Origin of the sequence: Rhodococcus sp. 06-1460-1B, assembly GCF_002258475.1 — a bacterium.
Classification (GTDB): domain Bacteria; phylum Actinomycetota; class Actinomycetes; order Mycobacteriales; family Mycobacteriaceae; genus Rhodococcoides; species Rhodococcoides fascians.
Genome location: NZ_NOYS01000014.1, coordinates 18,514 through 35,753, shown reverse-complemented (window position 1 = coordinate 35,753; position 17,240 = coordinate 18,514). Strand labels below are relative to the sequence as shown.

Sequence of the window (17,240 nt, the reverse complement as noted above, 5' to 3'; positions counted from 1 at the left end):
GAACGGTCACCCACTCGGGACCGTTCCACGGGCAGGCCGATCGCGCTCAGGCGCGAGCGAGGACGAACACCGGGATCTCCCGGTCTGTCTTCTTCTGGTAATCCGCGTAATCGGGGTAGACCGCGACCGAACGCTCCCACCACACGGCCTTCTCGTCGCCGGTTACCTCCCGAGCGACGTAATCATGCTTTTCGGGTCCGTCCTGCAGCTCCACCAGCGGCTCGGCCTTGACGTTGAAGTACCAGACGGGATGCTTCGGCGCACCACCGAGGGAGGCCACGATGGCGTACTCCCCATCGTGTTCCACCCGCATCAACGGCGACTTGCGCAGCTTTCCGCTCTTGTTTCCCTTGGTGGTCAGCAGCACGACCGGCATCCCGTTCATCGTCGTGCCTTCGGTTCCGCCGGAGTTCTCGTACAGCTCGGCCTGCTTGCGGGCCCAGTCGGATGAACTCGGTTCGTATTCTCCTGTCAATGGCATGGTTTCAGTCAACACCCACGGCCGCCGAGACGCCACCGAATCTCGATCGTCCCAGCTCGGAACCATGAGTTCGGTGGACCGAATCTTTGCGTGGGTATAGTCTGAACTTCACCCGCCGGACCCCCGAATCATCGAACCGGACGGGCGTACCCGAGGAGGACGCGATGACCTACACGAGCAACCAGGTGAGCCGTCGAACTGTCCCCGTTCTTCGCACGGTCGATGTCGCCGGAGTCGAATGGCCTCTGTACAAGCTCGAGGCCGTGGCCATCGGGCTCGTCGTGTTCGTCGCCACGCTCGCCCTGGTCGGATCGCTGCAGGCAGCCGTTCTGGGCGGCGCAGCAGTCGCGGTCGCCGCGTGGTGGACTCTCCGATTGACCGAGGTCCACCCCGCCCGGACCGGCTCACCCCGTCAGGCAGCCGGGCCCCAGTAGCGCCTTCAGGTCTCCCATCAGCGCCGACGTCGGAGTCACCCGCAGACTGTCGTCGAGCTTCATCGTGGTGATCTTGTCGCCACTGACCAAACGTAGATGGACGTCCGAGGTCCCTGGGTGGCTGATCAACACCCGCTTGAGCGCGCCGACCTTGTCTGCCGTGCACAGCCGCGTCGGCAAACTCACCGCGAGCGGCTTGTCGATACCGATCGCCGAAAGATCGGGCACCGCAAGATCGTTCGCGATCAACGACACCCGGTCGTCACGCACCGACACGCGACCCTTGACGAGCACCACCGAGTCCTCGGTGACGTCGGCACCGAACACCGAGTAGGCCTGCGGGAAGAACAGCACCTCGATGCCTCCGGCGAGGTCCTCGAGCTGAGCCGACGCCCACGTCAGACCGTTCTTGTTGATCCGCCGGTTCACCGAGGCCAGAATTCCGCCGACGGTGACCTGGGTGCCGTCCTTGATGTCCCCTTCGAGAATGGTCGGGATGTTGCAGTCGGACTTCGCGGCCAACATATGCTCGACGCCCAGGAGCGGGTGACCCGACACGTAGAGACCGAGCATCTCGCGCTCGAGGGCCAGACGGTGCTTGGACTCCCACTCCTCGTCCGGCACGCGCACGTTGAACACCGAGGAGATGGACTCGTCGGCGTCCTCACCGCCGAACAGATCGAACTGTCCGATCGCCTCGGCCTTCTTGGTGCCCATCACCGCATCGATCGCGTCGGCATGGATCAACATCAGACCCTTGCGCGGATGATCGAGAGAGTCGAAAGCGCCTGCCTTGATGAGAGATTCGGTGACCTTCTTGCTGCACGCGATCGCGTCGATCTTGCCCAGGTAGTCCGAGAAATCCGTGTATTTGGACTTCTCCGACCGCGCTCTGATGATCGATGCGACCACGTTCGTGCCGACGTTGCGCACCGCGCCGAGACCGAACCGGATGTCCTTGCCCACCGATGCGAAGTTGAGCTCGGATTCGTTGACGTCCGGTGGCAGCACCGTGATGCCGAGCTTGCGGCAGTCGGCCAGGTAGATCGCGGCCTTGTCCTTGTCGTCACCGACACTGGTGAGCAGGCCGGCCATGTACTCGGCCGGGTAGTTGGCCTTGAGGTACGCCGTCCAGTACGAGACCAGGCCGTAGCCGGCCGAGTGCGATTTGTTGAACGCGTAGCCGGCGAACGGGAGCACGGTGTCCCACAGCGCCTTGATGGCGGCCTCGGAGAAGCCGTTGTCCAACATTCCCTGCCGGAATCCGGCGTAGGCCTTTTCGAGCTCGGAGAGCTTCTTCTTTCCCATGGCACGACGCAGCAGGTCGGCCTGACCCAGGGTGTACCCGGCGACCTTCTGCGCGAGCTGCATGATCTGCTCCTGGTAGACCACCAGGCCGTACGTCTCGCCGAGAATCACCTTGAGCGGCTCTTCGAGCTCGGGGTGAATCGGCTTGACCTCCTGCCGCCCGTTCTTGCGGTCGGCGTAGTCATTGTGCGAGTTCATGCCCATCGGACCCGGGCGGTACAGCGCGAGCACGGCGACGATGTCCTCGAAACCGGTGGGCTGCATGCGGCGCAGCAGGTCTCGCATCGCGCTGCCGTCGAGCTGGAAAACACCGAGAGTGTCTCCGCGAGAGAGCAATTCGAAGGTCGCCGGATCGTCGAGCGGCAACGCGTCGAGATCGATGTCGATGCCGCGGTTGGCCTTGATGTTGTCGATCGCGTCGCCGATGACCGTGAGGTTTCGCAGACCGAGGAAGTCCATCTTCAGCAGGCCGATGGCCTCGCACGACGGGTAGTCCCAGCCGGTGATGATCGCGCCGTCCTGGGCCCGCTTCCACACCGGGATGGCGTCGGTGAGCGGCTCCGAAGACATGATGACCGCGCAGGCGTGCACGCCCGCGTTGCGGATCAGCCCTTCGAGGCCCTTGGCCGTCTTGTAGATCGTGGCCACGTCGGGGTTGGAGTCGATGAGCGCTCGGACCTCGACGGCCTCCTTGTAGCGCTCGTGCGACGGATCGGTGATGCCTGCCACCGAGATGTCCTTGGCCATGATGGGCGGCGGCAGGGCCTTGGTGATCTGATCGGCGATGCCGAAACCGGGCTGGCCGAACTGCACACGTGCGGAGTCCTTGATGGCAGCCTTGGTCTTGATGGTGCCGAAGGTGATGACCTGCGCAACCCGGTCGCTACCCCACTTCTCCGTGGCGTAGCGCACCATCTCACCGCGACGACGATCGTCGAAGTCGATATCGATATCGGGCATCGAGACGCGCTCGGGGTTGAGGAATCGCTCGAAGAGCAATCCGTGCGGGAGCGGATCGATGTTGGTGATGCCCATGGCGTAGGCAACCAGGGATCCGGCGGCGGAACCACGGCCCGGTCCGACGCGGATGCCGACCGCTTTCGCGTGGTTGATGAGGTCGCCGACCACGAGGAAGTAGGCCGGGAAGCCCATCTCCAGGATCACCTTGATCTCGTACTCCGCTCGCGCGAGGTAATCCTCGGCCGGACCGTCGGGGAACCGACGTTCGAGTCCGGTCATGACCTCGTGCCGCAGCCACGTTCCCTGCGTGTATCCCTCGGGAACCGGGAAGATGGGCATCCGGTCGCGGTGCGCCCACACCTCGTCGTAGGGCTGGACTCGCTCGGCGATGAGGAGCGTGCTGTCGCAGGCACCGGGTACCTCGTCGTCCCAGAGAGCACGCATCTCGGCGGCGGACTTGAGGTAGTAGCCGTCGCCGTCGAACTTGAAACGAGTGGGATCGCTGAGCGTCTTACCGGTCTGGATGCACAGCAGAGCCTCGTGGTTCTCGGCGGCGTCCTTGGTGACGTAGTGGCAGTCGTTGGTGGCCAACGGCGGAATGGACAGCTTCTTGCCGATGTCGAGCAGGCCCTCTCGTACTCGCCGCTCGATGGACAGACCGTGGTCCATCAACTCGAGGAAGAAGTTGTCCGGGCCCCAGATCTCCTGCCACTTGGCCGCGGCCTCGAGGGCTTCGCGGTCCTGGCCCAGACGTAGGCGCGTCTGAACCTCACCGGACGGGCATCCGGTGGTGGCGATGATGCCCTCGGCGTGCTGAGCGATGATCTCCTCGTCCATGCGGGCCCACTTGCCGAGCTGACCCTCGATGGACGCCAGCGAGGACAGCTTGAACAGATTGCGCACGCCGGTCGCGTTCTCCGCCACCATCGTCATGTGCGTGTACGCACCGCTACCGGAGACGTCGTCGGACTTCTGGCTTCGGTCGCCCCACAGCACGCGCTTCTTGTTGAACCGGGATTCGGGAGCGATGTAGGCCTCGATACCGATGATCGGCTTGATGCCGGCCTTCTTGGCCTCGTTGTAGAACTCGCTGGCTCCGTACATGTTGCCGTGGTCGGTCATGCCGACCGCCGTCATCTCCAACCGCGCCGCCTCGGCGAACATGGCCCCGATCTTGGCGGCACCGTCGAGCATCGAATATTCGGTGTGGTTGTGCAGATGAACGAACGAATCGGCCACGAAGGTTCTCTCCTGAAGGTCGTGCGTTTTCGAAAATACGAGCCGCGAATGCACCCACTCTAGGCGGTGGAACCGACAGATTTTTCAGGCCGACGGTGTGTCCTGGGAGGACGTGACGGGTGTGACGAACGAGACTGAAGTTGCCTCATTCGGCGGGAACCGGCCCGTCGTCCGGCAGCGGCCCGACGACGTCGATGTGCTCCGGAAGCAACGGCTCGACGGCGAACTTCCCGGACACCGCGTCGGGCGGAAGTGCCTCCACCGCCCGCACCCCGTCGCGGCCTGCCACCTCGCTCAACTCGGCCGCGGTGCCCCGCACGACCACCGTCACCACGCATGCGCATCCGCTCAGCAACCGGCGCTGCGACACCGCGTCTATCTGAGCCTGCCGGTCTTCCACGCCGAACGATTCCTGGATCTGGCCGGCAGCGCGTGCGGTCGCATTCAGTACCGACCGTTCACTGCCGGGAACACCGACCGTGAGGATCGGAGTTTGCACGCGATCGAGCGGTACCCGAAAGAGCACCATCGAGATGCGCACGCCGTTCGCGGCGGCGTAGGCCTGTTCGGCGGTGAGTTCACGATCGAACGACACCGATCCCCAGCGAGGCTCGGCATCGTCGCCGAGCAGGCTCGCCTCGGCGCGAACCAGATAGTCGGTCACCTGCTCGCCGCTGTCCGGGCCGAGCCGGTCGGTGCCCACACGCAGTTGCCGTTGCGGGTTCAGATGGCCGACGACGGTCAGGCCACCGACCACCAGAGCGATCGTGACGACGACACCGACCACACCCGAGAATCCGCGCATCACGCCTTCCGGAGCACCTCGAGAGCGTGTTCGAGGTCTGCCGGGTACTTGCTCTCGATCTCGACCCAGCGGCCGTCGGACGGGTGCGCGAAGCCGAGCGAACGCGCGTGCAGCCACTGACGTTCCAGGCCCAGCCGTTCGGCCAACCGCGGGTCGGCCCCGTAGGTCAGGTCGCCGCAACACGGGTGCCGCAGCGCGGAGAAGTGCACGCGGATCTGGTGCGTGCGTCCGGTTTCCAGGTGGACGTCCAGCAGGCTCGCGGCCTGGAAGGCCTCGACCGTGTCGTAGTGGGTGACGCTGGGCTTGCCGTCCGCGCGGACAGCGAACTTCCAGTCGTTGCTGCCGTGCCGTCCGATCGGAGCATCGATGGTTCCACTGCTCGGATCCGGATGGCCCTGCACCAGGGCGTGATAACGCTTGTCGATCGTACGAGCCTTGAACGCCCGCTTGAGCACGGTGTATGCCCGCTCCGACGTCGCGACCACCATCACCCCGGACGTTCCCACATCGAGTCGGTGCACGATGCCCTGACGCTCGTGCGCGCCGGACGTGGAGATTCGGAAACCGGCGGCCGCGAGGCCGCCGATGACGGTCGGCCCGGTCCAGCCCACACTGGCGTGCGCGGCGACGCCCACCGGTTTGTCGACTGCCACCACGTCGTCGTCGGCGTAGAGAATCTCCATCCCTTCGACCGGCTCGGCCTCGATCGTCAGCTCACGTGCAGGTTCGGGCAGAGTCACCTCGAGCCACGACCCACCCGAGAGGCGATCGGACTTCCCGACGGCACTGTGATCGACCAGCACCGAACCCTCTTCGGCCAAGGCTGCGGCGACCGTGCGCGAGAGCCCGAGAAGTCGCGCCAGGCCGGCGTCGACGCGCATGCCGTCCAAGCCGTCGGGCACCGGCATCGAACGCGATTCCCTCACGAGTCGGCCTTCTGCGGGGCATCGGACGTGGACTTGGTCACCCGTTCGCCGTTGGGCTCGAAACCGAACAGGCTGAGCGCGACGAGCAGGATGGCCCCGCACACGATGGACGAGTCGGCGACGTTGAACACCGGCCACCATCCCACCGATACGAAATCGACCACATGACCCTGGAACGGGCCCGGCGCGCGGAAGAACCGGTCGATCAGGTTGCCCAGAGCGCCGCCGAGAACCAGACCCAGCCCCAGCGCCCACCACGGCGAACGCAGCGTTCGACCGATCTTGACGACCCCGATCACCACGGCCACGGCGACCAGCGTCAGCAACCAGGTCATTCCGGTGGCCATTGAGAACGCCGCACCGGGATTGCGCACCAGCCGCAGAGTCACGACGTCGCCGATGATCTCGATCGGGTTTCCAGGCTTCACGTAGTGCACCACCACGATCTTCGTGATCAGGTCGAACAGCAGAATCACTGCCGCGATCGCCACCAGGAGTCGGGTACGCAGAGGTGCGGCGGGCCGAACCGCAGCACTGTCGGCACCGGACACCTGCTCGTCTGCAGCCTCGTGGGGGTCGGGGGTTGCACTGGTCTCGGTGGTCGGATCGTCGGGTCGGTCGTCACTCACCCGTCCATCATGGCGCATCGACAACCGTCGGTCCGCATCCGAGCCGCGTGGTAGCGGTCTGCGCACCCGGTGTCATCAGTAGCCTGGTGCCCGTGAAGTCGACCGATCGCACCCGCACCGTCCGCTCCGGCTTCGTGGCCGCCTCCTGCGCAGTGGCTCTACTGGCCGGATGCTCGAGCGGTGATTCGGATCCCGCACCCGAACAGACCCCGTCTTCGAACGAGGTCACGATCGCGGTGACGCCCACGACCACCACCGTCGTCGATCCCGGTAGCGAGCCACGGCGCGCGCTCACCTTCGACAGCTCCGACACGAACGCGCAGAACCAGAATGTCGACCTCACCACCACCTCGACCGTGCAGCAACAGATCAATGCTGCTGCGCCGCAAGACTTCTCCAGTCCGGAACTGACCGTGCCTCTGACTGCCTCGGCGTCCGACACCGTCCCGGACGAGGACGCGTCGAGCGGGGCCACCACCTCCGTCGAGCTGACCATCGGAGCCGCGACGTCACCGGACGCGGGACTGACCGACGCACTCTCCGCATCCGAGGGATCGACTGCGCGATTGGCCAGGACCGATTCCGGAGCGATCACCGCCCTGCACATCACGCCGGCCGACGATGCCCTCGATACCGCCCGCGCCGCGATCGAACGCTCCTTGAACGCGGCGGTGTACCGATCCATCGACTTTCCCGACGCGGAAGTGGGGGTCGGCGCGGTCTGGACCGTCGATCAGCAAGTGCTCAGCGGCATCACACTGAATCAGCGCACCACGGTCACCTTGCGTGCACTCGACGGCGACCGCGCGACCCTCGACGTGGCCATCACCCAGACGCCCGAATCGTCGGTGTGGAATCTGCCCGACAATGCGGGCACGCTCAACATCGCGTCGTACACCTTCACAGGCGCGGGAACACTCGATGTCGATCTCTCCCGACCACTTCCGGTCGGAGGTTCGATCACCGCAGGCGGCGAGCAGATGTACACCGACCCCGACAGCACCACGGTGCTCCGGCAAACCGTCGGCGATTCGATCACCTGGACTGCCCGATGACGCGCGCTGCCACCCGCGTACTGGCGACGTTGTCGATTCTCGGGATCGCTGCCACCGGATGCAGCACGGACGAGCCTGCCGAAACGGCCACGCCTGCCGTCACCACCGTCGCGGCTCCCGACCCGCTGCGCGGTCCGCCCATCACCGACCCGGCGACGCTGACTGCCGCGATGCTGGGGCTCGCAGACCTGCCGGACGGCTTCTCCTCGATTCCCGATCCGGTTCGAGATCTGGGATTGGATCCGGCGCCGGAGTACGACTCGCCTGATCGCTCGAGCACCGACCCGGCCGAGTGCGCCGCCGTCCTCGCGCCGGTATCGCAACAGCAGGCCGGAGCCGCGTCGAGCGCGGTGGTCCGCTTCTCCGGTCCGAATTTCTCGTCGATCGACGAGGACGCGGCGAGCTATCCCGTGCCGGGAGCCGCCGAAGCTTTCGCGGACATTCAGCGAGCGTGGGCCGAGTGCTCGACGTTCACCGGAACCGACGCGGACGGTATCGGCGTCGACTACTCGGTGGCGGGGCGTGACCAAGCGACCGTCGGCGACGCGTCCGCATCGATTCGACTGACCACCACGAGCGAGGGCTTCACGCTGGTCTCCGACGTCGTGGTGGCGGTGGTCGACTCGACCGTGGTGCAGATCGTCGTCTCCGACCAGAGCGGACTGGAACCGGAGACCGTCACCGCCGTCGCGGGGTCTGCAGCGGATCGCATTCGATCGGCCGTGCCCAGCGCCTGACCGCCGTCCCTACACAAGACGAACTGCCGGTGACACCCTCTCGAAAGAGGGTGTCACCGGCAGTTCGCGGTTGGTCAGAGACGATCGGCAGGACTCAGGGTGCGGGGCACGCCGGGCTGGTCAGCTGCGCGAGAGAAACGATGCCGCAGGCGTTCTCCTTGGAGAGCTTCCACACACCGTCCTCGGGGACGAACTTGAACGTGCCGGGGTTGGCCTGGCCGTTGAGGGTGATGGTGATGCCGGCGTTGAGCTCACCGGTGCCCAGATCGTCGATGCTGGTGATCTCGATCTGTGCGTTGTTGGCCACAGCAGCGGCGGCAACCTGGTTGATCAGACCCGGATCCTCGGACGCACCCTGGATCAGAGCAGCCTTCTCCTCGACCGGAACGTTGGGATCGAGTCCGCGGTTGAGCTCGGTGTTGAGCTGCTCGACGGTGGGCACCGGCGGGTAGTCCCCGCCCGCGGGTGCAGCACTCGCGGTGGTGGTGGCAGCCGTCGTGGTCGTGGCCGTCGTGCCGCCCTCTTCCGAGCTGCAGGCAGACATGGTCAGTGCACCGGCGATGGCGATACCGGCAACCATGGCCCGTCGGGTGTTGCGAAGCTTCAAGTGCTTGTCCTTTTCACTCTGAGTCACGTATCGATCGTTCTGTGACTCGTCGGTCGTCTGTATGGGGGTCGTCTCGGACCGAGTCCACTATGTCAGCTCGACTCGCCCGAGTCACAACGCGAAGGGCATACCTGTGAAACCTCACAGAGTTTCCTCAGCCGCGCCACAACTCACGCCAAGCTGTCCAGAACATCGGCCACGACCAGGTCGGTGTCCGATTCTGCAAAGGTGCGGGCCGTTCCCGGACCGGTGGTCCGTGTCTCGAAACGGACCGTCACCACCGAGTGTCCAGCGCCCTGCACCCACCCGTGACCGTACCGAACATGCCGAACGTCCATACCCGGTTGCCACCGCGGACCGTCCTCGACCACGGCGAGATTCGCGGCCTCCTCAGTCGCGGGTAACGGCTCGTCCGGGACCGGAGCAACCGGTTCGTACTCGAGTTCGGGGAACAACGATCCTTGCCGAACCGCGGACAGACCGGCGAGCCCTACACCGACGAGCCGGATCGGTCCGACATCCACCGGATCGACCGCCAACCGCTGAGCAGTGGCCACGATCGTCTGCTTGTCCACCGTCGCGTAGGGCAATGTCGCCGATCTGGTGATGATGCTCATGTCGGACTTACGCAACTTGAGCACGACCGTGCGGGCCCCCCGGCCGTCCTTCAGCAACCGGCGATGAGTCGACTCGACGATGGACTCGATCGCCGGGCGTAGTTGAGCGAGAGTCGTCAGGTCGTTCGCGAACGTCGTCTCGGCACTGACCTGCTTGGCCTCGGCCCGCTCGGCCACCACCCGGTTGTCGATGCCGCGCGCCAGCTGATGCAGGCTCGGGCCCATGGTCGCACCGAGAATCGACGCCACTTCCGACTCGGGCGTAGCCACGAACTTGCCGATGGTGTCGATCCCCAAGCGGTGCAACCGTTCTCCGGCAACAGGGCCGATCCCCCACAACTTGCGCACCGGCAGATCGGCCATCAACTCGGCCTGGATGCCGGGCGCTACCACCGTGATTCCATCGGGTTTGGCCAGACCCGACGCGATTTTGGCGATCTGTTTCCCGGACCCGGCACCGATGGAGGCGACGAGCCCGGTCTCTGCCAATACCAGCGCCCGCAAATCGGCACAGAAGCGCTCGACCTCGGCCACCGTCGCGCCCGCCAGCTCGAGCGGCTCGCCGAAGGCCTCGTCGATCGAGAGCTGTTCCAGCACGGGCATGCGCACCCGAAGCGCCTCGAAGGCACGTCTGCTCAGCTCCGAGTACAGCGGGAACCGCGGCGGCAGGACCACTGCGCTCGCACCGACGAGTCGACGGGCCTGGTGCATCGGCATCGCCGAACGAGCCCCGAACGCCCGGGCCTGATAGCTGCACCCGGCCACCACGCCTCTGCCGCCTGCACCGCCGACCAGCACCGGCCGACCCCGCAGCGTCGGCCGCGTCAGCTGCTCGGCGGACGCGAAGAACGCGTCCATGTCCAGATGCAACACCCAACGCCGGCTCCGCAGAGTCCGATCGACACTGTCGGGCATGGTCAACGACGGTCGTCGGGCGGCTCGGACGGGGCGTCGGCACCGAAGCCGAGCACACGTGCGGCCCGCTCCGGTCCGGGATCGGACCACAGTGTGGAGTACTGCTCCGTCGTGGTCAGCGACCGTGTGTGCGCACGATCGATGTACAGCGTGCCGGCGAGGTGATCGCTCTCGTGGGCCACGATCCGTGCGGGCCAGCCACGCACCACCTCGTCGATCTCTCGGCCGGTCTCGTCGGTGCACACAAGCCGGACTTCCGCGGCGCGGGTCACGACGGCCTGATACCCCGGCACACTGAGGCAGCCCTCGTAGAACGAGGCCGTGCGTCGCCCTACCGGGGTGTACCGAGGATTGATCAACGCTCGGAACGGCAACGAGGTGCGCTCCCGGACCCGGGCGACGTCCACCGCTACATCGAAGAGATCCTCGATCACCGCGATCTGCAACGGAATTCCGATCTGCGGGGCAGCAAGGCCGACACCGGGCGCATCGTGCATCGTCGCGCGCATCACCTCGATCAACTCCGTCAACACATCACGCTCGAGCTGACCGGTGTAGCGCAGCGCCGGGGCACGCAGCACTGGATGGCCGGCGGCGACGATGGGAACGACGCCGCCGCGAGCCTCGGAGAGACGCTCGTGGACGGCATCGACCACCTCCTCCTCGGTCACGACGACCCGGTGCCCCTCGCTCATATGCCCTCGGTCACGACGACTTCGTGATCGCTGCCCGAACTCCTTCACCGAGATCGCTGCCGTCGTCGCCGACCGAGCCGTCGACCAGCGACAACGCGAGTACTTCGCGCGCGATCAGATCCCGATGAGCGTCCAGCCACGCACGTCGATGTTCGGGTACCTCGATGACGATGTCGATACGGTCGGACACATCGAGTCCGTGGCTACGACGCGCATCCTGCAACTCACGAATGCGGTCCTTGGCCCAACCCTCGGCCTCCAGCTCTTCGGTGACCGCCGAATCGAGCACCACGAGTCCCGCGTTCCCGGGCAGCGGTGCCGTCGATTCCGGCTCCGCGGCAACGAGTCTGCGGGTGTACTCCTCGGGCAGCAACGCGATGCCTGCGGCGCTCACGACACCGTCGGCATCCTCCGACCAGTCACCGGCCTTGACTGCCTTGATGACCTTCTGGACATCCTTGCCGATTCGCGGCCCGGCAGCGCGTGCGTTCACGACGAGCTCGAATTTGCCGTGCACGGCAACGTCTTCGGTCAGATCCACCTTCTTGACGTTGACCTCGTCGGCGATGATGTCGAGGAACGGACGCAGCCGCTCGGCGTCGGCGGCCGCGACGGTCACCTCGGGCAGCGGCAGCCGCACGCGCAGATTCTGTGCCTTACGCAGACCGAGCACCGTGGAGCACACGGTACGAACCTCGTCCATGCTGTCGACCAGCTCCGGGTCGGACGGCAACTCGTCGGCCGTCGGCCAATCCGTCAGGTGCACCGATCGGCCACCGGTCAATCCGCGCCAGACCACCTCGCTGATCAACGGCAACAACGGAGCGGCGATGCGGGTGAGCACTTCGAGCACGGTGTGCAGGGTGTCGATCGCGTCGGCGTCCTCGCCCCAGAAGCGTGAACGCGACCGTCGCACATACCAATTGGTCAATGCGTCACAGAACGTACGGAGTTCGTCGCACGCCCCGGCGATGTCGTTGCCCTCGAGCGCATCGGTGATCGCATCCCGCGTGGCGGACAGTTTAGCAAGCACGTACCGATCGAGAACGTGCGGAGAATCGGTCCGCCACTGCCCCGGCGTCGACGCGTAGAGCTGCAGAAAACTCCACGCGTTCCAGATCGGCAACAGCGCCTGCCGGACTCCCTCGCGGATGCCCTGCTCGGTGACGATCAGGTTGCCACCGCGCAGGATCGGCGACGACATCAGGAACCACCGCATGGCATCCGAGCCGTCGCGGTCGAAGACCTCCTTGACGTCCGGGTAGTTCCCCTTCGACTTACTCATCTTCAGACCGTCGTCACCGAGCACGATGCCATGGGCAGCAACAGTTTTGAAGGCAGGCCGGTCGAACAGTGCAGTCGCGAGCACGTGCAGGGTGTAGAACCAGCCGCGCGTCTGACCGTTGTATTCGACGATGAAGTCGCCCGGGTTGTGCGTCTGGAACCACTCCTCGTTCTCGAACGGGAAGTGCACCTGCGCATACGGCATCGAGCCCGATTCGAACCAGCAGTCCAGCACCTCGGGAACGCGACGCATGGTCGACTTGCCGGTCGGGTCGTCCGGGTTGGGACGCGTCAGGTCGTCGATGTACGGCCGATGCAGATCGGTGGGACGCACACCGAAGTCACGCTCGAGTTCGTCCAGGCTGCCGTACACGTCGAGACGAGGGTAGGCGGGGTCGTCGGACGTCCAGGCCGGGATCGGGCTGCCCCAGTACCGGTTTCGGCTGATGTTCCAGTCGCGGGCACCTTCGAGCCACTTGCCGAACTGACCGTCCTTGATGTGCTCGGGCACCCAGGTGATCTCCTGGTTGAGCTCGACCATCCGATCGCGGAACTTGGTGACCGCGACGAACCACGACGGAACCGCCATGTAGATCAGCGGCTGACCGCTACGCCAACTGTGCGGGTACGAGTGCTCGATGGTCTCGTGCCGCAGCAAGCGGCCCGAGGCCTTGAGATCCTTGATGATCACCGGATTGGCGTCGAACACCATCAGGCCCTCGTAGGGCGGCACCAACGACGTGAATTTGCCGCCCGCATCGAGCGGTTGCACGACCTCGATACCGTTCGCGGTGGCGACGTCCATGTCCTCCTCACCGAATGCCGGTGCGAGATGGACGATTCCGGTGCCGGAGTCGGTGGTGACGTAATCGGCCTCCAGAACGCGATGCGCATTCTCGTGGCCGAGGAAGAAGTCGTAGGGCGGTGCGTAGGCGAGGCCGACCAACTCCGCGCCGGTGTACTCCGAGAGCACCTCCGGCTCCTCCCCCAGTTCCTTCGCATAGTGCGCGAGTCGGGCAGAGGCGAGCACGTAACGCTCACCGTCGGCACCGCGGACCTGAACGTAGTGCACCTCCGGATGCACCGCGATCGCGAGGTTCGACGGCAGAGTCCACGGAGTGGTGGTCCAGATCAGTGCGTTCGCGCCGTCCAGGGGTGTGCCCGGTGCCGTCAGGGGCATGGTGACGGTGACCGCGGGATCCTGACGCATCTTGTACGCGTCGTCGAGCCGGGTCTCCTGGTTGGACAGCGGCGTCTGCTCGTACCAGCTGTACGGCAGCACTCGGTAGCCCTGGTAGATCAGGCCCTTGTCGTGGAGCGTCTTGAACGCCCACATGACGGACTCCATGAAGTCGACGTCGAGGGTCTTGTAGTCGTTGTCGAAGTCGACCCACCGCGCCTGCCGAGTGACGTAATCCCGCCACTCGTCGGTGTACTGCAACACCGATTGCTTGCAGTAGGCGTTGAACTTCGCCAGGCCCATCTCGTCGATCTCGGACTTGTCCTTGATGCCGAGTTGCTTCTCCGCTTCCAATTCGGCGGGAAGGCCGTGGCAGTCCCACCCGAAACGACGCTCGACCTTCTTGCCGCGCATGGTCTGGAACCGGGGCACGAGATCCTTGACGTACCCGGTGAGCAGATGGCCGTAGTGCGGCAAGCCGTTGGCGAACGGAGGTCCGTCGTAGAAAACGAATTCCTCGGCATCGGCGCGGTTGTCGATGCTGGCGCGGAACGTGCCGTCCTCGGCCCATTCGTGCAGTACGATGCGCTCGAGATCGGGAAACGGAACGCTTCCCGATCGACCTTCGGCCAGATCCACCAGCGGGTAAGACGCGTTCTCGGTGCGTGCGCTCGAATCTGTCATATCTGTCTCCTCCGTGCCGGACGCGTACAGGACGCGACATCGATTGGCACGGGGACGACATTCGGCGATGGGGACGCCGAGTACCGCGGTACCACCCCGCTTGCTCGGACCGATGGAACCCGTCGGACCGAGCCTCTCCACACGAGCTGTGACGGGCTCACCCGTTCGGTTCTACTGAACAGCCCATTTCGGTCGTTGCAGACCGAATCGTCACTGTCGTTCTTCCGAAGGCTCCCCGGTGATGGCCGGATCGACGCCTGATTGTTCTTTCGTCCGACAACCGTCGAACTGATGCACTACCGCCTGGTGTACTGCTGCCTGATGCACTACCGCTTAGATGCTACCTGTCGATCTCGGGCGGTGGCCGCCGCCCGAGCAAAGCCCCGACCAGGAGCAGCACCGCCCCGACTATGCAGATCACGATGCAGGCCCAGGCCCAGACCACCGATCCGGTCATCAGGGCCAACACCAGGAACCCGAACCCGACAGCCGCCGCGCCGAGAGTCAGAATCAGCACAGGATTCCTCGCTCACCACTCGACGCTACAACCGAGCCCGACGCTGCCCCGAGAGGCAGCGTCGGAGAACGATCGCGTCAGTTGTTGCCCTTGGCGTACGACTGGCTGTAGCCGGACGTCTGGTTGTCCTGGTTGAAGTTGTCCTGGCCGTTGTCCACCGGCAGCGCCGAGGAACGGTTCTCGAGCTCTTCGAGCTGCGATTCGAGGTACGACTTGAGGCGCACCCGGTATTCGCGCTCGAACGTCTTGAGCTGCTCGATGCGACCTTCCAGCACGGACCGCTGCTGGTTGATCGTCGCCATGATCTCGGTGTGCTTGCGCTCGGCGTCGGCCTGCAATGCGTCGGCCTTCTCCTTGGCCTGTCGAAGCTGGGTCTCGGAGCGAGTCTGTGCATCGGTGAGCAGCGACTCGGACTTCTGCCGCGCTTCGGACATCATCGACTCCGAGCGAGCGCGGGCATCCGACACCAGCCGTTCGGCGTTGGTGCGCGCATTACCGAGCAGCTGCTCGGACTCCGTCTTCGCATCGCCGGTGAGGCGGTCCGCCATCTCCTGCGCGAGACCGAGAATCTTCGCGGCCTGCATGTTGGAGTCGCCGCTCTGCTGCGGTGCTGCGGCCACGGGAGCGACCGGCGCAGGCTGCTGAACCACCGGTGGCGGCTTGGGGGGATCGACCGGCCGCTGCGGCTCGGCTTTCGGTGCGGCGACCGGAGCCGACTGTGGGCTCTGGCGCGCAGAGTTCTTGGCGTCCGCAAGCTCCTGGTCGAGCTCACCGACGCGCTGGCGCAGGTCGGCGTTCTCTTCGATCAGTCGGGACAACTCTTGCTCGACGAGGTCGAGAAATGCGTCGACCTCGTCTTCGTTGTAACCGCGCTTACCGATGGGCGGCTTGCTGAACGCAACGTTGTGCACATCAGCTGGAGTCAGCGGCATGGAAGGATCCCTTCACGCGTCTTGGGGCGGTAGAGCAAGCATTCAGTTATATGCCATTCCGCGCGAGTGCAGAACAATCAAACTGTAACTGGCGTCCATTCTGTCACACGGGACACGCAGCTTGCGCTGGGTCCCGAGTTCTAACATTCCATCTTCGGCCTCAGGCCGCGAGGCTGCTGGTCACATTCCACAGAATGAACACGACGAACAGCAAGACCATGATCGACAGGTCCAGTCGCACACCACCGAGGTTGAGCGGCGGAATTATCCTGCGCAGGAACTTCACGGGCGGGTCGGTGACCGTGAAGATCGCCTCCAGAAGGATGACGACCAGCCCGGTCGGTTGCCAATCTCTCGCGAAAGTCCTGATGAACTCGACGATGATTCGACCGATGAGAAGGAGCCAAAAAAGAAACAATACGATGTTGATCACCGTGAACACGATCACGGCTATACTCTGCCTGACTTCGCCGGGCTGAGCAAAGTGCGCTGGTCACAGCTCCGACTTGCCGCCCCAAGGGGAGAAACGATCACTGCTGGCTGTAGAAGCCGGTTTCCGCGATTCGCCTGCGCTCCTGCGGGGATACATCGACATCGGCCGGCGAAAGCAGGAACACCTTCGTGGCCACCTTGTCGAACGACCCACGGAGCGCGAAGGCCAATCCGGCAGCGAAGTCGACGAGTCGCTTGGCGTCGGCGTTGCTCATTTCGACGAGATCCATGATGACCGGAGTGCCGTCACGGAAACGCTCACCGATGGTGCGCGCCTCGCTGTAGTCCCTCGGGCGCAGGGTGGTGATCTTCGAGAGCGGGCCGCCGTCGTCGACGATCGGGCTGCGTCGCGTCTCGGCCCGCACGTCCATGCGGGTGTCCATCGCCAGCGCGCCACGGGTGGCTGCGCCTCGGGTCGACGGTCCTGCTGTGCCGCGTGCGCGTCCACCGATCGGAGCGAGCGTGGCAGCGGGGCGAGGGGCCTCGTAATCGTCGTAGTCGTCGTCGGCCTGCGCGTGCCGCGAGCCACCGAACGACGGCTTGACGAAGTCACGATCGTCGATGTCGTCGTAACCGTCACGGCCACCACGGGGACTGCGGCGGGTGTCCGGATCGTCGAGGTAGTCGTCCTCGTAGTCCGCGAGCGGAACCATGCCGAAGTACGCCTTGAACTTGTGCAGGGTGCTCATCGTTCTGCCTTCCGTGGCCGTGTCTACTGTCCATCTCCAGGTTCGCAAGTGTCT

16 protein-coding genes are annotated in these 17,240 nt (G+C 65.1%); 3 read left to right on the top strand and 13 right to left on the bottom strand.

Features of this window, described 5'->3' with window-relative positions:
* Positions 1 to 46: 46 nt before the first annotated feature.
* Positions 47 to 481, bottom strand: a complete 435-nt coding sequence (locus tag CH268_RS05165; protein WP_027497325.1) for a nitroreductase family deazaflavin-dependent oxidoreductase — start codon at positions 479 to 481, stop codon at positions 47 to 49.
* 164 nt (positions 482 to 645) lie between these two features.
* Between CH268_RS05165 and CH268_RS05160 the strand changes: the two genes are divergently transcribed.
* Complete coding sequence (locus tag CH268_RS05160) at positions 646 to 915, top strand: hypothetical protein (RefSeq protein ID WP_045841248.1); 270 nt, start codon at positions 646 to 648, stop codon at positions 913 to 915.
* On the opposite strand, the gene dnaE is transcribed toward CH268_RS05160, so the two are convergent.
* The 4 genes from dnaE to lspA form a co-directional block, all read right to left on the bottom strand.
* A complete protein-coding gene (gene dnaE / locus CH268_RS05155; protein ID WP_027497326.1) occupies positions 886 to 4,422 on the bottom strand; it encodes a DNA polymerase III subunit alpha in 3,537 nt (1,178 codons plus the stop codon). The two genes, CH268_RS05160 and dnaE, sit on opposite strands and share 30 nt — an antisense overlap.
* 145 nt (positions 4,423 to 4,567) lie before the next feature.
* A complete protein-coding gene (locus tag CH268_RS05150; RefSeq protein ID WP_094662756.1) occupies positions 4,568 to 5,227 on the bottom strand; it encodes a hypothetical protein in 660 nt (219 codons plus the stop codon).
* Positions 5,227 to 6,153 (bottom strand): RluA family pseudouridine synthase, encoded by a 927-nt coding sequence (locus tag CH268_RS05145; protein ID WP_027497328.1) that lies wholly within the window; start codon positions 6,151 to 6,153, stop codon positions 5,227 to 5,229. The genes CH268_RS05150 and CH268_RS05145 overlap by 1 nt, the downstream gene beginning before the upstream one ends.
* Positions 6,150 to 6,800, bottom strand: a complete 651-nt coding sequence (gene lspA, locus CH268_RS05140) for a signal peptidase II (protein ID WP_080729936.1) — start codon at positions 6,798 to 6,800, stop codon at positions 6,150 to 6,152. The genes CH268_RS05145 and lspA overlap by 4 nt, the downstream gene beginning before the upstream one ends.
* 74 nt (positions 6,801 to 6,874) lie before the next feature.
* Here lspA and CH268_RS05135 point away from each other — a divergent pair, with 74 nt between their 5' ends.
* Complete coding sequence (locus CH268_RS05135) at positions 6,875 to 7,837, top strand: hypothetical protein (protein ID WP_255182301.1); 963 nt, start codon at positions 6,875 to 6,877, stop codon at positions 7,835 to 7,837.
* Positions 7,834 to 8,574, top strand: a complete 741-nt coding sequence (locus CH268_RS05130; RefSeq protein ID WP_094662753.1) for a hypothetical protein — start codon at positions 7,834 to 7,836, stop codon at positions 8,572 to 8,574. The genes CH268_RS05135 and CH268_RS05130 overlap by 4 nt, the downstream gene beginning before the upstream one ends.
* Positions 8,575 to 8,668: 94 nt before the next feature.
* Here the strand turns inward: CH268_RS05130 and CH268_RS05125 are convergent, their stop codons facing one another.
* The 8 genes from CH268_RS05125 to CH268_RS05095 form a co-directional block, all read right to left on the bottom strand.
* Positions 8,669 to 9,154: a hypothetical protein gene (locus tag CH268_RS05125; RefSeq protein WP_176457850.1), complete on the bottom strand. Its 486-nt coding sequence runs from the start codon at positions 9,152 to 9,154 to the stop codon at positions 8,669 to 8,671.
* Positions 9,155 to 9,351: 197 nt separating this feature from the next.
* Positions 9,352 to 10,713, bottom strand: coding sequence for a DNA polymerase IV (locus CH268_RS05120; RefSeq protein WP_051365163.1), 1,362 nt, complete (start codon positions 10,711 to 10,713; stop codon positions 9,352 to 9,354).
* 2 nt (positions 10,714 to 10,715) lie between these two features.
* Positions 10,716 to 11,408, bottom strand: a complete 693-nt coding sequence (locus CH268_RS05115; protein ID WP_176457847.1) for a peptide deformylase — start codon at positions 11,406 to 11,408, stop codon at positions 10,716 to 10,718.
* Between the two features lie 10 nt (positions 11,409 to 11,418).
* The gene (gene ileS, locus CH268_RS05110; protein WP_094662844.1) at positions 11,419 to 14,556 is read right to left on the bottom strand and encodes an isoleucine--tRNA ligase; all 3,138 of its coding nucleotides are present in this window, start codon (positions 14,554 to 14,556) and stop codon (positions 11,419 to 11,421) included.
* Positions 14,557 to 14,896: 340 nt separating this feature from the next.
* Positions 14,897 to 15,073 (bottom strand): hypothetical protein, encoded by a 177-nt coding sequence (locus tag CH268_RS27740; RefSeq protein WP_027497336.1) that lies wholly within the window; start codon positions 15,071 to 15,073, stop codon positions 14,897 to 14,899.
* Positions 15,074 to 15,150: 77 nt separating this feature from the next.
* Positions 15,151 to 16,005: a DivIVA-like cell division protein Wag31 gene (gene wag31, locus CH268_RS05105; RefSeq protein ID WP_027497337.1), complete on the bottom strand. Its 855-nt coding sequence runs from the start codon at positions 16,003 to 16,005 to the stop codon at positions 15,151 to 15,153.
* Positions 16,006 to 16,165: 160 nt separating this feature from the next.
* Positions 16,166 to 16,453 (bottom strand): YggT family protein, encoded by a 288-nt coding sequence (locus tag CH268_RS05100; RefSeq protein WP_027497338.1) that lies wholly within the window; start codon positions 16,451 to 16,453, stop codon positions 16,166 to 16,168.
* Positions 16,454 to 16,535: 82 nt separating this feature from the next.
* On the bottom strand, positions 16,536 to 17,186 hold the full coding sequence (locus tag CH268_RS05095; RefSeq protein WP_027497339.1) for a cell division protein SepF: 651 nt from the start codon (positions 17,184 to 17,186) through the stop codon (positions 16,536 to 16,538).
* Positions 17,187 to 17,240 lie beyond the last annotated feature (54 nt).